Source organism: Rouxiella sp. S1S-2 (genome assembly GCF_009208105.1).
In the GTDB taxonomy this organism is placed as follows: domain Bacteria; phylum Pseudomonadota; class Gammaproteobacteria; order Enterobacterales; family Enterobacteriaceae; genus Rouxiella.
The window spans coordinates 1414094-1434479 of the sequence record NZ_WFKL01000001.1; the positions used below are offsets into that span (position 1 = coordinate 1414094).

The 20386-nt window shown below is 52.8% G+C and carries 14 protein-coding genes; 11 read left to right on the forward strand and 3 right to left on the reverse strand.

Annotated features, from left to right (window positions below):
• Nucleotides 1–2: 2 nt before the first annotated feature.
• From GA565_RS06570 to GA565_RS06580, 3 genes are all read right to left on the reverse strand, one after another.
• Nucleotides 3–953 carry an ornithine cyclodeaminase family protein gene (locus GA565_RS06570; protein ID WP_152197818.1) on the reverse strand — a complete coding sequence of 317 codons (951 nt, stop codon included), beginning with the start codon at nt 951–953 and terminating at the stop codon, nt 3–5.
• A complete protein-coding gene (locus tag GA565_RS06575) occupies nt 950–1939 on the reverse strand; it encodes a threo-3-hydroxy-L-aspartate ammonia-lyase (protein ID WP_152197819.1) in 990 nt (329 codons plus the stop codon). The genes GA565_RS06570 and GA565_RS06575 overlap by 4 nt, the downstream gene beginning before the upstream one ends.
• A 62-nt stretch (nt 1940–2001) precedes the next feature.
• A complete protein-coding gene (locus GA565_RS06580; RefSeq protein WP_226950918.1) occupies nt 2002–2631 on the reverse strand; it encodes a transcriptional regulator in 630 nt (209 codons plus the stop codon).
• Nucleotides 2632–2870: 239 nt separating this feature from the next.
• Between GA565_RS06580 and GA565_RS06585 the strand changes: the two genes are divergently transcribed.
• From GA565_RS06585 to der, 11 genes are all read left to right on the forward strand, one after another.
• Nucleotides 2871–7898, forward strand: coding sequence for an alpha-2-macroglobulin (locus GA565_RS06585; protein ID WP_304621423.1), 5028 nt, complete (start codon nt 2871–2873; stop codon nt 7896–7898).
• A 60-nt stretch (nt 7899–7958) separates the two neighbouring features.
• Nucleotides 7959–10265: a peptidoglycan glycosyltransferase PbpC gene (gene pbpC / locus GA565_RS06590; RefSeq protein ID WP_226950919.1), complete on the forward strand. Its 2307-nt coding sequence runs from the start codon at nt 7959–7961 to the stop codon at nt 10263–10265.
• Nucleotides 10266–10445: 180 nt separating this feature from the next.
• Complete coding sequence (ndk, locus tag GA565_RS06595) at nt 10446–10871, forward strand: nucleoside-diphosphate kinase (RefSeq protein WP_009638953.1); 426 nt, start codon at nt 10446–10448, stop codon at nt 10869–10871.
• Between the two features lie 328 nt (nt 10872–11199).
• The gene (locus GA565_RS06600; RefSeq protein ID WP_055782096.1) at nt 11200–12339 is read left to right on the forward strand and encodes a bifunctional tRNA (adenosine(37)-C2)-methyltransferase TrmG/ribosomal RNA large subunit methyltransferase RlmN; all 1140 of its coding nucleotides are present in this window, start codon (nt 11200–11202) and stop codon (nt 12337–12339) included.
• 66 nt (nt 12340–12405) lie between these two features.
• Nucleotides 12406–13173 (forward strand): type IV pilus biogenesis/stability protein PilW, encoded by a 768-nt coding sequence (pilW, locus tag GA565_RS06605; RefSeq protein ID WP_152197822.1) that lies wholly within the window; start codon nt 12406–12408, stop codon nt 13171–13173.
• Nucleotides 13163–14146, forward strand: a complete 984-nt coding sequence (gene rodZ, locus GA565_RS06610; RefSeq protein WP_152197823.1) for a cytoskeleton protein RodZ — start codon at nt 13163–13165, stop codon at nt 14144–14146. Before pilW ends, rodZ begins: the two co-directional genes overlap by 11 nt.
• Before the next feature lie 77 nt (nt 14147–14223).
• On the forward strand, nt 14224–15345 hold the full coding sequence (gene ispG, locus GA565_RS06615) for a flavodoxin-dependent (E)-4-hydroxy-3-methylbut-2-enyl-diphosphate synthase (RefSeq protein ID WP_055781504.1): 1122 nt from the start codon (nt 14224–14226) through the stop codon (nt 15343–15345).
• A gap of 149 nt (nt 15346–15494) precedes the next feature.
• The gene (gene hisS / locus GA565_RS06620) at nt 15495–16769 is read left to right on the forward strand and encodes a histidine--tRNA ligase (protein ID WP_152197824.1); all 1275 of its coding nucleotides are present in this window, start codon (nt 15495–15497) and stop codon (nt 16767–16769) included.
• A gap of 13 nt (nt 16770–16782) precedes the next feature.
• Nucleotides 16783–17403, forward strand: coding sequence for a YfgM family protein (locus tag GA565_RS06625; RefSeq protein ID WP_152197825.1), 621 nt, complete (start codon nt 16783–16785; stop codon nt 17401–17403).
• 11 nt (nt 17404–17414) lie between these two features.
• The gene (gene bamB / locus GA565_RS06630; RefSeq protein WP_152197826.1) at nt 17415–18596 is read left to right on the forward strand and encodes an outer membrane protein assembly factor BamB; all 1182 of its coding nucleotides are present in this window, start codon (nt 17415–17417) and stop codon (nt 18594–18596) included.
• Between the two features lie 262 nt (nt 18597–18858).
• Entirely contained in the window at nt 18859–20343 is a 1485-nt protein-coding gene (gene der / locus GA565_RS06635; RefSeq protein WP_055781517.1) for a ribosome biogenesis GTPase Der, read from the forward strand.
• Nucleotides 20344–20386 lie beyond the last annotated feature (43 nt).

The window sequence follows — 20386 nt, forward strand, 5'->3', positions numbered from 1 at the left end:
TATTAAGCACCGACGTCGTCCAGTGCGGCAACGATTGCGGCGGCAATATATAAATCCTGGAGCGCAACGCCTGAACTGTCGAAAATCGTGATATCACTCGCGTTCATTCTTCCCTCTGATTGCCCCAAAATCACCTCACCAATAGCCGTGACGGTGATATTTGGCGCTTCACGCAGCGTGCTAATATGCTGAAACTCACCAAGGGTGCACGACTGTTCGGGCAAATCGGCAAACAGACGAGCCTGAGTAAACAGTTCGGGAGGCAGCTCCTGTTTACCCTTGGCGTCGGACCCCATACTGGCGATGTGAGTGCCAGGCTTTATCCAGTCAGCCTGAAACAGAGCCGACGTAGAGCCGGTAGCGGTAACGATAATATCGGCCGCTTTGCAGGCTGTTTCTGCCTCGCTCAGCGTGGCGTTTACGCCTTTTGTGAGCAAATGTTGGCGTAAGTTTTCAGCTTTTTGCGGGTCGCGATTCACAATATGTACTGAGGTAATCGGAAAGCGTTCGAGCAGGGCATCAACTTCGTAATAGGCCTGATGGCCTGCGCCAAATATTGCCAACTGCGCAGACTCGGCTCGGGCAAGCACAGTGGCGGCCACCGCGTCGGCAGCGGCAGTGCGATAGGCATTGACCTTACCACCGTCTATGACTGTTTGAAGCTCACCCGTTTGGTCATTAAGCAGCAAAATATAAGAATTGTGGCACGGCAGTCCTCTTTCACTGTTTTTCGGCCAGTAGGTGCCAATTTTTAATCCACTTAGCGGTTCTGTTACCGACTGAGTGGCCGACTTCACGCCAAAGCGGGTAGTGGTATCTGAACCGTGGCCGACCAACACCGGAAACAGCGTGCTTTGGGGAGAGGCGACGGCAATAAGGGCGGTTTTTATCGCATCGAATGCCAACTTGTGGGTGACAATCGAAAGGCATTGGGCCGCTGAAATAAATCTCATAATATATGGCCGCCCGCTTTGGCATGCGCCGCAAGCAGGCGGCTAAAGTTATCGAGATCAACATTGCCGCCGCTAATGAGAACGCCGATGCGTTTACCTTTAAGCGACGATGCCAAGGCTCTAACTGCGGCCAGGCCAAGACAGCCCGTAGGCTCAACGACCAGTTTCATTCTGGAGGCGAAAAAGGCCATGCTTTCAACTAGCTGTTCATCCGTCGCGGTAAGAATGTCTGTGACGTCACGCTGGATTATCGCAAACGTATGGTGGCCAAGCGCCGAAGTTTGGGCACCGTCGGCAATGGTTTTTGGCGTGCTGATGGTGACGATTGAACCGCTGCGCAGTGACTGTTGGCCATCGTTACCGGCTTCGGGTTCAACACCATAGATTTTGCAGTTCGGAGACAGCGCACGAGCCGCCAGCGCAGAGCCAGCAAGCAGCCCGCCGCCGCCTAAAGGGATAAACAGCGCATCCAGTTCACCAACCTCTTCAATCAACTCTTTCACCGCCGTACCCTGTCCGGCTATCACCGGCGCATAATCATAGGCTGGTACCACTGCGTAACCGTGTTTCTCGGCCAGTGCTGCAGTAATAGCTTCTCGGTCTTGGGTATAACGGTCGTATTCCACCACAGTGGCGCCGTATCCCTCAGTGGCTGCGCGCTTGGCCTTGGGTGCATCCTGCGGCATCACGATGGTGGCGGGAATACCTAATAGCGAGGCCGAAAGCGCAATGCCCTGCGCATGATTTCCAGAGGAGAAGGCAATAACGCCTCTTTTGCGCTGGGCTTCATCAAGCTGTGCCAGTGAGTTAAAAGCGCCACGAAATTTGAAAGCGCCCATGCGCTGCAGGTTTTCACATTTGAAGAAGATTTCTGCCCCAAGTGCGTGATTGAGGATGCTTGACTGCATCACCGGCGTTTTGTGAGCAAAGCCTTCAATTCTTTTTGCGGCAGCCACAACATCATCATAAGTAGGCAGTGTGATCATTTTTTCCTCTGTGATTTCAGTAACACAATGGCGGCGAGTGCGAGTAGGCGCACGGCGGTTAATCAGGATTTCATGTCGTTGTATAACGTTGCCCTCGATACGCCCAAGTGCTGGGCAATCGTGCTGAAAGCCTTGCGTACCTCTAAATAACCCGCCTGTTTTAGCTCGCCAAGCAGCGCTCGACGATCCTCGGGTTTAAGCGCCTGCGGTGCCTTGGAGCGACTGGCCGAAAACTTGTCGATATGCTCGCGGATAGTTTCTGCGTTGGCGGGGGCCAGCGTTTCTTTGATTTCTACATTATCCATCTGGCAGAACTGCGCCAGCATGCTTTGCATTTGTCCGAAAAGGTTGAGATCGACATTCATGCACAGCGCTGCAACATAGCGCCCCTGTTCATCCTTAATGCCAACTGAAGTGCTTTTTGCTCGACGACCGTCGGCAAAGCGATTGGCATAATTAGCGATGACCTGCGGATAGTCAGGGTCGGCAATGCGCGCCAGACCTAGCTCTGTGGTGGGTGAACCTACCTGGCGGCCCGAAAGATTATTGTGAATCGACAATATAGAGTGTTTGGGGTCGAGCAGGTCGTGAACCACGACTTCGCAAAAGGGCGCAAAAGTTGCGCCGATGCCTTGAGCTATCTGCTCAAGCTGGTTCAGCAAAGTTTGGTTGGACGGGAGGTCAGGCTTCATTTTTTTCATAATTGACAATTTATCTATGTTTTTACAAATCGTCAATTTATTCGCTTTCTAAGCACTTTTTTGCGAGATACATTCCAATCATTCTGGCAAAAAATGTCTTCTGGTGTATTTTTACGTCTTGCGGTAACGCAATTTTTCAAAACATGTAGTTGTATTTCACCCCGCACTGGCGCATGTTCATCGGCATTGAGGGGGTTTGCATCATTTCAATAATCATCAGGGAGAAGGAAATGCGTGAGTCTGTAAGCTCGGGAATGCGCAGGGGCGCGAGGCGCTGGCAGGCAATGATGCTCGCAGTGGCCGTGCTTTGGCTTAGCGGCTGCGATAACCCTAAACCTACAGACCCGGCACCAAAACCTGCCGCGCAGGCCCAATCCGCTGAAAAGGCATCAGCCCCGACGGCGGCGCAGCCCACTCATCCCGCGGCCAGTCTCACCGGCCAACAGCGTGAAGCACTCGCTAAAAAGAGCGCCGGACAGCCTCTTTCGTTGCTCGATGCCTCAGAACTTCAGCTCGACGGCGCCAGCGCCTTGGTGCTGACTTTTTCTGTGCCGCTGGACCCCGAGCAGAATTTCTCTTCTTTAGTGCATTTGGTGGATACCAAAAGTGGAACGCCTGACGGTGCCTGGGAGCTTTCAGAGAGCCTGACTGAGCTGCGTTTTCGCCATTTGTTGCCCGACCGCAAGCTGGTACTCACCGTTGATGCGGGTATTAAGGCCGTTAATGGCGCGCAGTTGGGCGGCGAACAGCAAAAAAATATCACCACGCGTAACATTGAGCCTAGCGTCGGTTTTGCCAGCAAAGGCTCACTGCTGCCAACGCGACTGGCCGAAGGCCTGCCGGTTATTGCTCTGAATATCAACAATGTAGACGTTAACTTTTTCAGAATTAAAAGCGAGGCGTTGCCAGAGTTTTTAGCCGACTGGCAGTCGCGCAGTGCGCTTTCATCCTGGGAGTCTGACACACTGTTAAAACGGGCCGATTTAGTTTACACCGGCCGCTTTGCACTTAATCCACAGCTTAACACCCGTGAACATTTGCTGTTGCCGCTGGGCGGCATTGAGACGCTCAAACAGCCGGGCGTTTATCTTGCCGTGATGCAGCAGGCCGGACATTACAGTTATACCAATCCGGCCACGCTGTTTACCCTCAGTGATATTGGCGTATCGCTGCACAGTTTCAGCCAGCAGTATGACATTTATACCCAAGGATTAGAGGCCGGTACGCCGCTGGCGGATATTGACCTGCTGCTGCTTGATAATAAAGGTCGGACGCTGTCGCAAGGGAAAACCGACGCGCAAGGCCACGCACGCTTCACCAAAGACCCGAAAGCCGCGCTGTTGTTAGCTCAGCACGGCGGAGAAACCAGTCTGATAAATCTGACTGAACCGGCTTTGGATCTCGCCGAATTCGATATTGCCGGTCCGCAGGGGTATAACAAAACGCTGTTTGCTTTTGGTCCGCGAGATTTATATCGTCCGGGTGAAACGCTGTTGCTCAATGCGCTGCTGCGTGATGCTGACGGTAAAACAGTGGCCACCCAGCCAGTGAAAACGCAGGTGATCAAACCTGACGGCCAGGTGGCACGAACCTTTATGTGGCAGCCACAAAATGGCCTCTACCAATACCAGTATGCTATTCCCGATCAGGCACCCACCGGCGACTGGAAGGTCAGTGTTAACCTGGGGGATAACCAACTACGCTATTACGAATTCAAAGTCGAAGACTTTCTACCCGAGCGTATGGCGCTCGACCTAAACGGCAGTAAGGCACCGCTTTCAATCGATGCAGCCGTAGATTTCAACGTAACGGGCCGGTATCTGTATGGCGCACCGGCGGCGGGCAACCGTTTACAAGGGCAAGTCTATTTAAGGCCGCTGCGTGAGGCGGTTCCGGCTTTACCTGACTACGAGTTTGGAGCCATTAATGAAGAAAATCTTTCAAGAACGTTAAGTGACGTTGACCAGACATTGGACGAAGAGGGCAAAGGTGAGGTCAGCATTGAAAATAGCTGGGCCGATGTTCACTCGCCGCTGACCGTGATTTTGCAGGCCAGTTTGCTGGAGTCCGGCGGTCGACCGGTAACACGCCGCGTGAGTCAGGCCGTATGGCCTGCCGAAATACTGCCAGGTATTCGCCCACTGTTCCAAAAACAGGACGTTTACGATTATCGCACGGATAAAACGGTGTCTCAGGCGATGGTAAATGAAAATAGCCAAGCCGACTTTGACATTGTGTTTGCCAATGCCGCCGGACAAAAAATGGCGGCAAAAGGCATTGAGGTGCGGCTGGTGCGTGAGCGCCGCGACTATTACTGGCAGTGGTCAGAAAGCGACGGCTGGCAATCGCTCTACGATAAAAAAGATTTGGTGCTTACGCGCCAGCAGGTTGATATTGCTGCCGACGGCTCTGCCAAAGTCAGCTTCCCCGTTGAATTTGGTGCCTATCGTATAGAGGTGGAAGACTCACAAACTCACCAACTCAGCAGCCTGCGTTTCTGGGCGGGCTACAGCTGGCAGGACAATACCGACGGAACCGATGCGGTACGCCCTGACCAAGTTAAGTTAAAACTCGATAAGCCGGCCTATCAGCCCGGTGAGCGGGCAAAAATTCATATTCAGGCACCGGCAGCGGGTAAAGGTTATTTGCTTGTCGAGTCCAGCGAAGGTCCACTGTGGTGGCAGGAAATTGATGTGCCAGAGGCCGGTATTGATGTTGATGTTCCGATAAACAGCGAATGGCGTCGACACGATCTCTATTTCAGTGCCTTGGTGCTGCGTCCCGGTGATAAAAAACGTCAATCGACACCGAAACGCGCCGTCGGGCTGCTGCATTTGCCGCTGGTTACTGAAGGTCGAAAACTGAGCCTTGAACTCGGCGCGCCGCAAAAAATTCGTCCAAATCAAATGCTGACCGTGAAGGTAAAAGCAGGCGTAGAGGGCAAAGCGGTGCCGCATCGTATTAATTTATTGCTCTCCGCCGTGGATGCTGGCGTGCTGTCGATTACTCAATTCAAAACGCCCGATCCTTACGAGGCATTTCTCGGGCGCAAGCGCTACGGCGTGGACCAATATGATGTTTATGGTCATCTGATTGAGGGAAAAGGGCGCTTGGCCAGCTTAAGTTTCGGGGGGGACGGTGATGAAGACCCCCTTTCTCGCGGCGGACAGAAGCCGGTCACTGAAGTGACTATCGTGGCACAGCAGGCCCAACCTGTTGTGCTCGATGACAACGGCGAAGGTGAAGTGCAGATCCCGATACCCGATTTTAACGGTGAACTGCGTTTAATGGCGCAGGGCTGGAGTGACGAAGACTTTGGCAGCGCTGAGGCCAAAGTTGTGGTTGCCGCACCGGTGATTGTTGACCTGGCGACGCCGCGCTTTATGGCCAACGGTGACACGGCGATGCTGGCGCTTGACGTTACCAATCTGTCGGGGGCCGCGCAGACGCTCAGGCTTGACCTGAAAACTTCGGGTTTACTCCAACTCGGCGGTGATGCTGCCCAGCAAAGCCTCGGCCTGGCGCAGGGCGAGCGTAAAACGCTGACAATACCGGTGAAGGCATTGCAAGGATTGGGTGCCGGTCAGGTGAGCATTACCCTGAGCGGTATGCTACTGCCGAATGAAAAACTTCCGGACTATCAGCGCAGTTGGTCGATTGGCGTAAGGCCCGCGTTTCCCGCATTGACGCGTAACTTAGGCACTGTACTGCACGCGGGGGAGCAGTGGCAGCTTCCGCCAGATGCAAACCAACAGCTTGCGTCCGATACGCTGCAGGGGAGATTACTGCTCAGCAGCAAACCGCCACTTAATCTTGCCCGCTATATTGCCGAGCTGCTGGCCTATCCGTATGGCTGTCTGGAGCAAACGGTTAGCGGGCTTTATCCATCGCTTTATACCAGCCGTGCTCAGTTGGCCGCGATGGGGATTAAAACCTCAACCGATGATGCGCGCCGCCACAGCATTGATATTGGTATCGACCGACTGTTCAGCATGCAAAAAGAAAACGGCGGTTTCGGTTTATGGAGCAAAGACAGTCCCGAGGAGTATTGGCTTACAGCCTATGCTACCGATTTCCTGCTGCGCGCTTCACAGCAGGGTTACAGCGTTTCAACGGATGGACTCGATAAGGCTAACAAGCGTTTGCAGCGCTATTTACAAGACCCGAATCAAATTGATGTTCGCTACAGCACGCAGCCAGACAGCACGCGGTTTGCGGTTCAGGCCTATGCGGGGCTGGTACTTGCCGCTCAGCAGCAGGCTCCATTGGGTGCCTTGCGTCAGTTGTATGAAAAACGCAGTGCGGCGCAGTCAGGCCTTCCGCTGGTTCAGCTTGGCGTTGCGCTGAAGATGATGGGCGACATGCCGCGCTCGCAGGCGGCAATTAATGAGGGACTCAATAAAACGCGGCCAGAGAAAAATTACTGGCTTGAGGATTATGGCAGTTCACTGCGTGATAACGCTTTAATCCTCTCGTTGCTGACCGAAAATAACCTGTTGCCGGATGCGCGAGATAAACTGCTGCTGTCTCTTTCAGACAGTCTCAACGGTCAGCGCTGGCTGTCGACGCAGGAAAGCAACGCACTGTTTATGGCAGGGCGCAGTTTGATTAACAGTGCAGAAACGCCGTGGCAGGTCACGCTTGACGGCCAGACACAGCCGCTGTCAGGCACATCGGCTATGACTCAGGTCTTAGATGCCACACGGCTGCAGCAGCCGGTGATATTGAAAAATACCGGCGATGCAGCCGTTTATACCCGCTTTGATATTACCGGTTATCCGCTGCAGGCTCCGGCCGAAAGTGGAAATGTGCTGCATATAAAACGCAACTACATCGGTATGGACGGTAACCCTCTGTCGCTGGCTTCGCTGAAAAGTGGCGATCTGGTGGTGGTGCATCTCGATGTTTGGGCTGACGCGCACATACCTGATGCGTTGGTGGTCGATCTACTCCCTGCCGGACTGGAGCTTGAAAATCAGAACCTGGCCGACAGTAGCGCCAGCTTGGGTGAGGCTGCCAGCGGATTGACCGCGCTGATGAGTGAAATGCAACAGGCTGATATTAAACATCAGGAGTTCCGCGATGACCGCTATATTGCAGCCGTTAACGTTGACGGATATCGCCACGTTGCGCTGCTGTATTTGGCGCGCGCGGTAACCCCGGGTAGCTACGCGGTTCCTGCGCCTCAGGTTGAATCAATGTATGTACCTGCATGGCGCGCAACGGGCGCTACGCCGGAGCAGATGAATGTGCACTAATGTCGTAGCCGCTTGTTCATGACATGGCGAGGCGGAGCGCGGTCCATTTTTTGGGTACGAATGGCGCGTTTTTTCCTGTTACTGATATTGGGCGGCGGCGTTTTGCTGTGGGCTGCAAATCGCCTTTGGCCTTTGCCCTTACAGGAGCTTCCGGTAGCGCGAGTGGTAACCGCGCAGGACGGTACGCCACTTTGGCGCTACGCCGATGCCCAAGGCGTGTGGCGTTATCCGGTGAAGCTTGAACAGGTTTCTCCCTACTATCTTGAGGCGCTGCTGACCTACGAAGACCGCTGGTATTGGGATCACCCAGGAATTAATCCGCTCTCGCTGCTGCGTGCAACTTGGCAAAATCTGCATAGCGGAGGCATTGTTTCTGGCGGTAGCACGCTGTCAATGCAGGTTGCACGGCTTATTGACCCTCATCCACGTACGTTTAGCGGCAAGCTTCGACAAATCGCCCGCACCTTTCAGCTTGAATGGACGTTGTCCAAAAAGCAGATACTCGAAATTTATCTCAATCGCGCGCCCTACGGCGGCACACTGCAAGGTATCGCTGCGGCAAGTTGGACTTATTTAGGCAAACCGCCTTCTGAGTTGACGCCGGGTGAGGCGGCACTTCTCGCCGTGCTTCCGCAGGCACCCAGCCGTTTGCGTCCCGACAGATTTCCCGAGCGGGCAAAAGCAGCCAGAGACAAAGTGTTGGCGCGTTTGGCCGAGTATCACGTTTGGTCGCAAAAACGGGTGGATGAAATCCGTCAGGAGTCTATCTGGCTGGCACCACGTCAGGTGCCACAGCTTGCGCCGTTGCTGGCTCGCAGGTTGACGGCGAATAATAAACGCGCAGTGGTGACGACGACGCTAGACGCCACTCTACAGCGGCAGTTGGAGGCGTTGGCAGCAGGTTGGAAGCACCAGCTACCGGCGAAAACGTCGTTGGGCGTATTGGTAGTTGAAAGCTCGACCATGGCGGTTAAAGCCTACATGGGTTCTGTAGATTTTAATGACGATGCCCGTTTTGGTCAGGTTGATACCGTCATTGCGTGGCGATCGCCCGGGTCTACGTTAAAACCTTTTTTATACGGTCTGGCGCTCGACGATGGATTAATCAGCGCCGAGTCGCTGCTGCAGGATGTGCCGAGGCGCTTCGGCGATTATCGTCCGGGTAATTTTGATACCGGTTTTCACGGACCGGTCAGCGCCAGCGAAGCCTTGGTGCGCTCGTTAAATTTGCCCGCCGTGCAGCTGCTCGACGCCTACGGACCCAAACGGTTTACTGCCAATTTGCGAAATGCTGGGATATCTCTGCGCTTCCCGAACGCAAGTGACCCCAGTCTTGCCGTTATTCTTGGCGGAACCGGCTCACGACTTGATCAGTTAACGGAGGCCTACAGCGCGCTGGCTCGCGGCGGCAATGTCGCCAAACTGCGTTTTGAGCCAGAGCAGCACCTTCAACAACGCAGGCTGCTTTCACCCGGTGCCGCCTGGATCATTCGACGCATTTTGGGCGGACAGGCGCTGCCTCAGCCGGATGATTCATTGCCTGGCACGGTGCCACTGGCATGGAAAACGGGCACCAGTTATGGCTATCGTGATGCCTGGGCTATGGGGGTAAATCCTGGTTATATCATTGGTGTATGGGTCGGCAGACCTGATGCCACGCCGGTTGCCGGACAGTTTGGTTATGCCACGGCAGTGCCTATTCTTAATCAGGTTAATAATTTATTAATCACTTCAGCACGTTTTAACACGCATATGGCGGTTACCGACCCTCGGCCCGCTTCTGTAGGTATTGCAACATTGTGCTGGCCGGGCGGGCAACCGCTAGCGGCTGGTGATGCAAACTGTCGTCAACAGCGGCAAAGCTGGACGCTGGACGGCACTCTGCCCCCCACGCTGGCGGCACCCGGACAGGAATCGCTGGGCGGAAATGTCGTCACTCTTTGGACGAATTCTCAGGGTAAGCAGGTGGCGGCCAACTGTCCTGACTCTCACCCTGTGCGGGTTGCGCTATGGCCTTTGCCACTGGAACCTTGGTTATCGCAAAGCGAGCGTCGCAACCAGCGATTACCGATCCCGGACACGGTTTGTCCCCCGTTGAACAAGCCTGCAATAAGCCCGCTGCTGCTTATTGGCGTACGCCAGAATGCGATTTTAAAACCATTACCTGGAAAAAACAGCCTCGACTTACGCGTTGAATCGCAGGGCGGTGCAGGGCAGCGCTGGTGGTTTCTTAACGGTGAACAGGTTGAAACGGCGGGATCAAACCGCACTTTTCAGACCACGCTGAGCCAGCCGGGACACTATCAACTGAGCGTGCTGGATGAGAGCAGTCAGGTCAGCACCCTCGATTTCACCGTCGATAGGTAAAATTCTTTATAGAAAATGGGCGTTTTGCGCCACAAAGCGAATCAGTGACACATTTTTTTAATCAAATGTTGTTATTCCTGTAGGCAAGCGTTACTTCGCCGCCTATAATCGGCGCCATTTTCCGGCAGTGTTAACATTTTATCGACCTGCACAACCTATAAAGTCAGACAGAGGTTTTTTATGACTATCGAACGTACTTTTTCTATCATCAAGCCAAACTCCGTAGCTAACAACGACATCGGCGCTATCACCGCGCGTTTTGAACGTGCTGGTTTCCAGATCATCGCTTCTAAAATGATCCGTCTGAGCAAAGAAAAAGCTGAAGGCTTCTACGCTGAGCACAAAGGTCGTCCATTCTTCGACGGTCTGGTTGAGTTCATGACTTCAGGTCCAGTCGTTGTTCAGGTTCTGGAAGGCGAAAATGCCGTTCAGCGTAACCGTGACATCATGGGCGCAACCAATCCAGACAACGCTCTGGCTGGTACTCTGCGTGCTGATTTCGCTGACAGCTTCACTGCTAACGCCGTTCACGGTTCTGACGCGGTTGAGTCTGCACAGCGCGAAATCGCTTACTTCTTTGACGAAAGCGAAATCTGCGCGCGTTAATAAGAAGTTTGGCGTTGGGTCGCCGAGGAGGATAACCCGCAGATACAATAAATTTGTATTAACGGACTTTCATCCATAGCCACCCCGCCTTAAAATTTGTACAATGTTGCGCCCCAAGAGTCCCGCTCTTGGGGCGTTTCATTATTTTACTGGTTTGAGCAATAAGCATCGGTGGGAGATTATCCCCACACTTCCTTCGAGCCATAACGTGTAACAACGAGGCCAACATAGCATGTCCAATACTATCGAATTAGATATTCCCGTTCTCAGCTCGACCGAGATCGACTCCCTGAACGTTATCCGTGCCGAAAATGCAGCCAAGGCCGAAATGGCCGAAAAGTCTGCGGCACCGGTAAGCGCCAAAATTAACCTTCTGGATTTGAACCGCAAACAAATGCGAGAGTTTTTCATCAAAATGGGTGAAAAGCCGTTCCGTGCGGATCAGGTTATGAAGTGGATGTACCATTACTGCAGCGATGATTTTGAAGATATGACCGATATCAACAAAACGCTGCGTAACAAACTGGCCAGCGTTGCTGAAATTCGCGCGCCCGAAGTGGCCGTTGAACAACGCTCTGCCGATGGCACCATCAAGTGGGCTATTCAGGTTGGCAATCAACAGGTTGAGACGGTTTATATTCCCGACGGCGACCGCGCTACGCTGTGTGTGTCTTCACAGGTAGGCTGCGCGCTGGAATGTACTTTCTGTTCAACCGCGCAGCAGGGTTTTAACCGCAACCTGCGCGTTTCAGAAATCATTGGTCAGGTTTGGCGCGCCGCGAAAATTATCGGTGCGGCAAAAATTGCCGGCACGCGTCCGATTACCAACGTGGTGATGATGGGCATGGGAGAGCCTTTGCTCAACCTGAATAACGTCGTTCCCGCGATGGAAATCATGCTCGATGACTTTGGTTTCGGTCTTTCAAAACGCCGCGTGACGCTTTCCACCTCGGGAGTTGTGCCTGCGCTCGATAAGCTCGGCGATATGATTGACGTGGCATTGGCTATTTCTTTGCATGCGCCAAACGATGCCATTCGCGATGAAATAGTGCCAATTAACCGCAAATATAACATCGACGCCTTCCTGGCTTCGGTAAACCGCTATTTAAGCAAGTCGAACGCCAATCAGGGCCGCGTAACCGTTGAATATGTCATGCTTGACCATATCAATGACGGCACCGAACATGCGCACGAACTGGCTGAAAGGCTTAAAGATACGCCGTGCAAAATCAACCTGATCCCATGGAACCCGTTCCCGGGTGCACCTTACGGACGCAGCTCAAACAGCCGCATCGACCGTTTTTCCAAAGTTCTGATGGATTATGGTTTTACCGTTATCGTGCGTAAAACGCGTGGTGATGATATTGATGCCGCCTGCGGCCAGCTTGCCGGTGAAGTTATTGACCGCACCAAGCGTACTTTGAAGAAAAAAATGGCCGGTGAGTCCATAATGGTCAAATCAGTCTAAATTTCTTCATACTGGGTGTTAGCTTGCGTTTGTCTTATTATCGGTAGCGGGTAAAAGGATTTAAGTATGGCGAGAGTGCAGTGGCAGTGGAAAGGTTTTTTCACGGCGAGTGTGGCAGTGTGTCTACTGGCAGCCTGTTCCAGCTCGAAGCAACCCCCGGTTGAGGCCGTCACGGGTGCGCCGCAAACGCAGCTTCAGATTGGCATGAACTTCCTGTCGCAGGGCAATATGCCTGCGGCAAAGTCCAATCTTCAACAGGCGGTTGATACGGCTCCTCAGGATTATCGCAACCAGTTGGGAATGGCTTTGTACGAGCAAAAAAACGGCAATGCCAATGCCGCCGAAAGCCGCTATCAACAAGCGTTCAAGCTTGCCCCTCAAAATGCGACTGTCCTGAATAATTACGGTGCGTTTTTGTGTAGTTTAGGGCAGTATGTACCGTCACAACAGCAGTTTAGCGCCGCTGCCAGTTTGCCTGATTCCGGTCCGGTAGCTGACAGTTTGGAAAATGCGGGCTACTGTTTTCTGAAGGCTAATCAGAACGATGAAGCAAAAGTGTTATTGAGCCGGGCTCTGAAACGTGATCCCGACAAAGGTGCACCGCTGATTACTGAAGCCAACAGACAGTTTAAAGAAGGTAAACGCGCCGAAGCGCAAGTTTTACTGGATGTTTATCAACATGTTCTGCCAGCCAGCGCTGACAGTCTTATGTTACAAATTCGTTTCGCGGCGTCAGCAGGCAATCCAGACAGCGTTCAACGCTATGGAAGGCAGCTTGCGCGAAACTTTCCACAATCCCAACAGTACCAGCAGTTCTTAGCTAATGAATACTGAAGCCACTCAAGATAAAAGCACTAAAGTGACAGCGGGCGAGCGCCTGCGTCAAGCTCGTGAACAGTTGGGACTCAGCCATCAGGCTGTGGCAGAACGCCTTTGCCTGAAGGTTTCCACTATTCGCCAAATTGAAGAAGGAAGTACGCCTGCCGATTTGGCACCGACTTTCTTACGCGGTTACATTCGTTCTTACGCAAAACTTGTTCACGTTCCTGAAGAGGAATTGGCGACATTAATCGGCAAGCAAGCGCCTATCAACGTGCCAAGAGTGGCGTCGATGCAGGGTGTTTCATTACGCAAGTCACGCAAAAAGCGCGACGGCTGGCTAATGGGCTTTACCTGGCTGATAGTTTTCGTTGTTCTCGGTCTGACCTGCGCATGGTGGTGGCAAAACCATCAGGCACAGCAGCAAGAGATTGCCAATATGGCAGATCAATCAACCGCTCAACTGAACCAGGACAATGCTCAGGGACAATCTATTCCCCTGAGCACGGGTGAAGCATCTTCACCAGCCGCAGCTCAGCCCGTTGAACCGACTAACGCCGGTACAACGCCTGCGCAAAACTCGGTCCCCCTGAATACTACACCAGATACCGCTGCAAACGCGGTAACTGCTGCGCAGAATCAGGCACCCGCTGCGGTCTCTACAAGCCAGCCGACTGCGGCTGAGAATCCTTCTTCTACATTGCCAACCGGCGATGCTCAGGCTAGCAACGCTGCTACAGATGCAGACGCTGTTAACATGACCTTTAAGTCAGACTGCTGGTTGCAGGTTGACGATGCGGCGGGCAAAACATTGTTCAGCGGCATCAAGAAAGGGGGAGAAAAATTGAGTCTGAAAGGTAAGGCTCCTTATAAATTGAAAATCGGCGCACCTGGTGCGGTTGAAATTCAATACCAAGGCAAGCCTGTTGACCTAAGCCGTTTTGTAAAATCAAGCCGTGTTGCTCGTCTGACTCTGGCTGCTGAATAATTTAGCAGCCTACGTTGACCCCGTTTTTCAGGTGAAAAACGGGGTCAAGACACTGGTAACAATGGAGAAGAGTATACATGCATAGCCAAGCACCCATTACCCGTCGCAAATCAACTCGGATTTACGTCGGCAAGGTGCCTGTCGGTGATGGCGCACCTATCGCGGTGCAGTCAATGACCAACACCCGCACCACCGATGTCGCCGCAACCGTTGCTCAGATCAAAGCTCTTGAGCGCGTTGGTGTAGATATTGTTCGTGTTTCAGTGCCTACCATGGACGCTGCTGAAGCCTTTAAGCTGATTAAACAGCAGGTTAACGTACCACTGGTTGCCGATATCCATTTCGACTACCGCATCGCGCTGCAGGTTGCCGAGTACGGCGTTGACTGCCTGCGTATCAATCCGGGCAATATTGGTAATGAGTCGCGTATTCGCTCGGTCGTTGACTGCGCGCGCGATAAAAACATTCCTATTCGTATTGGGGTAAACGGCGGCTCTCTGGAAAAAGATCTCCAGGAAAAATACGGCGAGCCTACGCCGCAGGCCCTGTTTGAATCCGCAATGCGTCACGTAGATATTCTCGACAGACTCAACTTTGATCAGTTCAAGGTGAGTGTGAAAGCCTCGGACGTGTTCCTGGCGGTTGAGTCTTATCGACTGCTGGCCAAGCAAATTGTGCAGCCTCTGCATCTCGGCATTACCGAAGCGGGCGGCCTGCGCGCCGGGTCGGTAAAATCGGCGATTGGCCTCGGCCTGCTGCTTTCCGAAGGTATCGGCGATACGCTGCGTATCTCTTTGGCCGCCGATCCGGTTGAAGAGGTGAAGGTTGGTTTTGATATCCTCAAGTCGCTGCGTATTCGCGCCCGTGGTATCAACTTCATCGCCTGTCCGACCTGTTCGCGTCAGGAATTTGACGTTATCGGCACCGTTAACGCCCTTGAGCAGCGTCTCGAAGACATTATTACCCCGATGGACATCTCTATCATTGGCTGCGTTGTGAACGGCCCGGGCGAAGCGCTGGTATCAACCATGGGCGTCACCGGTGGCCATAATAAGAGCGGCTTCTATGAAGACGGCGTTCGTCAAAGAGAAAGATTCGACAATGAGCAGATGATCGACCAGCTTGAAGCCAAGATCCGGGCCAAAGCGGCCGTGATGGATCAAAGTAAGCGCATTGTTATTAATCATCTCGAAAAGTAACCTGAGCTCGCGCTGCAATTGCGGCGCGCCTGCCCTTTGGGCCGAATTAAACTGAACCCGATATGAAGTGTTGACCTATCCGCATTGAACCTCAGGATACAAAACACCTATAATCGGGTTCATTTTTATAAAAAATATAGAGAACTGACGTGGCAAAGAACCTCCAGGCCATTCGCGGCATGAACGATTATCTGCCTGCAGACACTGCACTCTGGCAGCGCATTGAAGGCACGCTTAAACGCGTTCTCGGCACCTACGGTTACAGTGAAATCCGTATGCCGATTGTAGAGCAGACCCCGTTATTCAAACGTGCGATCGGTGAAGTTACCGACGTCGTTGAAAAAGAAATGTACTCCTTTGAGGACCGCAACGGCGAGAGCCTGACTCTGCGTCCTGAAGGGACCGCTGGCTGCGTGCGCGCCGGTATCGAGCATGGTCTGCTGTACAATCAGGAACAGCGTTTGTGGTATATCGGGCCGATGTTCCGTTACGAGCGTCCGCAAAAAGGTCGCTATCGCCAATTCAATCAGCTGGGTGTGGAAGTCTTTGGTCTGCAAGGGCCGGATATTGACGCTGAGCTTATCATGATGACCGCCCGCTGGTGGCGTGAGCTGGGCATCGCCGAGCATGTATCTCTCGAGCTGAACTCTATCGGTTCTCTTGAGGCGCGCAAAAACTATCGTGATGCACTGGTTGCCTTCCTCGAGCAACATACCGAGAAGCTAGACGAAGACTCCAAACGCCGCATGTATACCAATCCGCTGCGCGTTCTGGACTCTAAAAGTCCAGAGGTTCAAGCGCTGTTGAACGGTGCGCCGGCGCTGGCGGATTACCTTGATGAAGAATCTCGCGAACACTTTGCAGGTCTGTGTGAACTTTTAAGCCTTGCAGGTATCCCATATACGGTTAATCAGCGTCTTGTGCGCGGTTTGGATTATTACAACCGCACTGTATTCGAATGGGTAACGACCAGCCTCGGCGCGCAGGGTACAGTCTGCGGTGGGGGTCGTTATGACGGTTTGGTTGAACAGCTTGGTGGACGCGCGACGCCTGCGGTGGGGTTTGCGATGGGCCTTGAGCGTCTGGTTCTGCTGGTTCAGGCCGTGAATCCCGATTTCAAAGCACCTGCAACGGTAGATGCTTACGTCATTTCATCAGGTGCAGGTACGCAGGGTGCGGCGATGCAACTGGCTGAAACGCTGCGTGACGCGCTGCCTGAGCTAAAAGTGATGACTAACTACGGCGGTGGCAACTTTAAAAAACAGTTTGCCCGCGCCGACAAATGGGGGGCGCGTATCGCCCTGGTATTAGGTGAGGACGAAGTCGCGGCTCAGCAGGTAGTAGTCAAAAATCTGCAAAGTGGTGAGCAAGAAACGCTGGCGCAGAGCGAATTGGCTGTGCGTCTGGCCTCGATGTTAGGTTAAGGAGAAGGACCACGTGGAAGTCTATACCACTGAAAACGAACAGGTTGATGCCGTCCGCCGCTTCTTTACCGAGAATGGTAAAGCGCTGGCCATTGGCGTCGTGCTGGGTATTGCTGCTTTGGGTGGATGGCGTTATTGGCAGGTTCATCAGAACACCGCTTTAACGGAAGCTTCTGCTTCATACCAGCAGGTATCCACCGCATTGACGGATAACAAAGCCGAAGGCGTTGCCAATTTAGAGAAGTTTGCTCAGAGCAACAGCAACAGCTATGGCGTTTTTGCTGCGCTGCAGTTGGCCGACCATTTTGTTCAGGCCAAGGATTTTGCGAATGCTGAAAAACAACTGACGCAGGCAACTCAGCTTTCTAAAGACGAAAACTTATTATCACTGGTTAATTACCGTCTCGCACGCGTTCAACTGCAGGAAAATAAGTTGGACGACGCGATGAAAACCCTCGACAACGTTAAGGGCGACGGCTGGATGGCGATGCAACAAGAGGTCCGTGGTGACGTTCTTCTCGCTAAGGGCGACGCCAAAGGTGCCAGGGATGCATACAGTAAAGGCCTTGATTCCAAGCCATCTCAAACGCTGCAAACCATGCTGCGTATGAAATTGAATAATTTATCCAGCTAAGGGGAACCCCGATGCAATTGCGTAAAACACTCTTGGTGGGCGTCGTCTCTGTTGCCCTGCTGAGCGGCTGTTCCTGGTTCAGCGGCGAAGAAGACGTGGTAAAAATGTCTCCGCTGCCAAAAGTTGAAAATCAGTTCACGCCAACTGAAGTGTGGAGCACTTCCGTAGGCGACGGCGTAGGGGCGTATTATTCTCACCTGCATCCGGCCTGGAAAGACAACACGATTTACGCTGCTGACCGCTTTGGCATCGTGAAGGCGCTTGATGCTGACAATGGTAAAGAAAAATGGAAAGTGAACCTGTCTGAAAATCCGGGCTTCTTCTCCAGTAATATCTCTGCCCAGCTTTCCGGCGGCGTAACCGTTGACGGTTCAAACCTGTATATCGGAAGCGAAAAAGCGATTGTTTACTCGCTCAATACCGCAGACGGCACCGTGGCCTGGCAGTCTAAAGTGGCGGGTGAAGCTATCTCCCGTCCGGTCATCAGCGACGGTCTGGTATTGATTCACACCAGCAACGGTATTCTGCAGGCGTTGAATCAGAAAGACGGCAGCATTGCCTGGAGCGCCAATCTTGATATGCCTACGCTTTCTCTGCGCGGTGAATCTGCTCCAGCTGTAGCCTTTGGCGCGGCGATTGTGGGCGGAGACAACGGTCGTGTGAGCGCCGTGCTGATGAAAGAAGGCCAGATGATTTGGCAGCAGCGTATTTCTGAGCCAAGCGGCGCCACTGAAATCGACCGTTTGAGCGATGTTGATACCACACCGGTTATCGTTAACGGTGTTGTCTATACCGTAGCTTATAACGGTAATCTGGTAGCAATGGACCTGCGTTCAGGCCAAATCATGTGGAAACGTGAAGTGGGCTCGGTAAATAACATTATCGTTGAAGGTGACCGTATTTATATGGTTGACCAGAATGACCGCGTTATGGCCCTCAATACTCAGGGCGGCGTCACCGTTTGGACGCAAAGCGAACTGCTTCACCGTAACTTGACCGCACCCGTGCTGTATAACGGCTTTATTGTGGTCGGCGATGCCGAAGGTTACCTGCATTGGTTGAACACTAACGATGGTCGTTTTGTCGCCCAGCAGAAAGTGGACACCTCAGGTCTGTTGAGTGCGCCGGTTGTGGCAAGCGACAAGCTGGTTGTGCAGGCCAAAGGCGGAGAGGTTTACTCCTTTAAACGCTAATACCCTGCGTTCTTGACGCTGTAGCTGCGTTGGTCGCAGCGTCAATTACTTGGGTATATATCTGCATCATGGGTATAATAGCTCTGCCATCAAACGGCTCCTGAATTGCTCAGGGGCCGTTTCGTATTCTAAAAACAGCAAAAATGGTTCTCCTTTTCTGTTGTAAGAAATTGAATTTTAATGATTTGCATTATAGCGATTTGATGTTTGAACCCTTTGGGTTGGGCATGTTTATTGGCTATAAAAAAATGAGGCTTCAAAAATGATACCTGTCGTCGCGCTTGTTGGGCGCCCGAATGTGGGTAAATCCACCTTATTTAACCGTTTGACCAAGACGCGTGATGCGTTGGTGGCGGATTTCCCCGGGCTAACGCGTGACCGCAAGTATGGTCGTGCCGAGATCGAGGGTAACGAATTTATCATCGTTGATACCGGTGGTATCGACGGGACCGAAGACGGCGTAGAAACCCGTATGGCGGGTCAGTCACTGCTGGCTATCGAAGAAGCAGATATTGTGCTGTTTATGGTTGATGCTCGCGCGGGCGTAATGCCTGCCGATCAGGGCATTGCTCAGCACCTGCGCAGCCGTGAAAAAGCCACTTTCCTGGTAGCAAATAAAACCGATGGTCTTGACCCAGACAGTGCAACCGCTGATTTCTATTCACTGGGACTAGGCGAAGTTTATGCTATCGCTGCTTCGCACGGTCGCGGTGTTAACCAGCTTATCGAGCACGTACTGATCCCGTTCGTGGGTGAAAAACCTGAAGAAGCTGAATTGACCGAAGAAGAGGCCAACGCGGCCTATTGGGCAGAACAGCTGGGTGAAAACGGCGACGAAATTCCTGCAGACGTGGAAGACGATTTCGATCCAACCACCTTGCCAATCAAACTGGCTATCGTTGGGCGTCCTAACGTAGGTAAGTCAACGCTTACCAACCGTATCCTCGGCGAAGACCGCGTAGTCGTTTATGACATGCCGGGCACCACCCGTGACAGCATTTATATTCCGATGGTGCGTGACGAGCGTGAATACGTGCTTATCGATACCGCGGGCGTGCGTAAACGCGGTAAAGTGACTGAAACCGTTGAGAAATTCTCGGTTATCAAAACTCTGCAGGCAATCGAAGATGCCAACGTGGTGATGTTGGTTATCGACGCGCACGAAGGCATCTCGGATCAGGATTTGTCCCTGCTCGGCTTTATCCTCAACAGCGGTCGCTCATTGGTTATCGTGGTGAACAAGTGGGACGGACTGACTCAAGAAGTTCGCGACCAGGTGAAAGACACCCTTGACCTGCGTCTCGGCTTTATCGATTTCGCACGCATACACTTCATCTCCGCGCTGCACGGCAGTGGCGTAGGTAATCTGTTTGAGTCCGTTAACGAAGCCTATAACTGTGCCACCAAGCGTGTAAGCACCTCTTTGCTGACCCGTATCATGCAGATGGCCGCTGACGACCACCAGCCACCGCTGGTTAACGGCCGTCGCGTTAAGCTGAAATACGCGCACGCCGGGGGTTACAACCCGCCAATCGTGGTGATTCACGGTAATCAGGTGAAAGACCTGGCTGACTCGTACAAGCGTTATTTGATGAACTACTTCCGTCGTTCATTAGAAATCATGGGTACACCCATACGTATTCAGTTCAAAGAGGGTGAGAACCCGTTTGAAGGTAAGCGTAACCCACTGACGCCTAACCAAATGCGTAAACGTAAGCGTTTGATGTCGCATCTGAAAAAGAAATAATTTAGTCAGATAAGGCACACGCTGCACAACTGCATCTTACGTT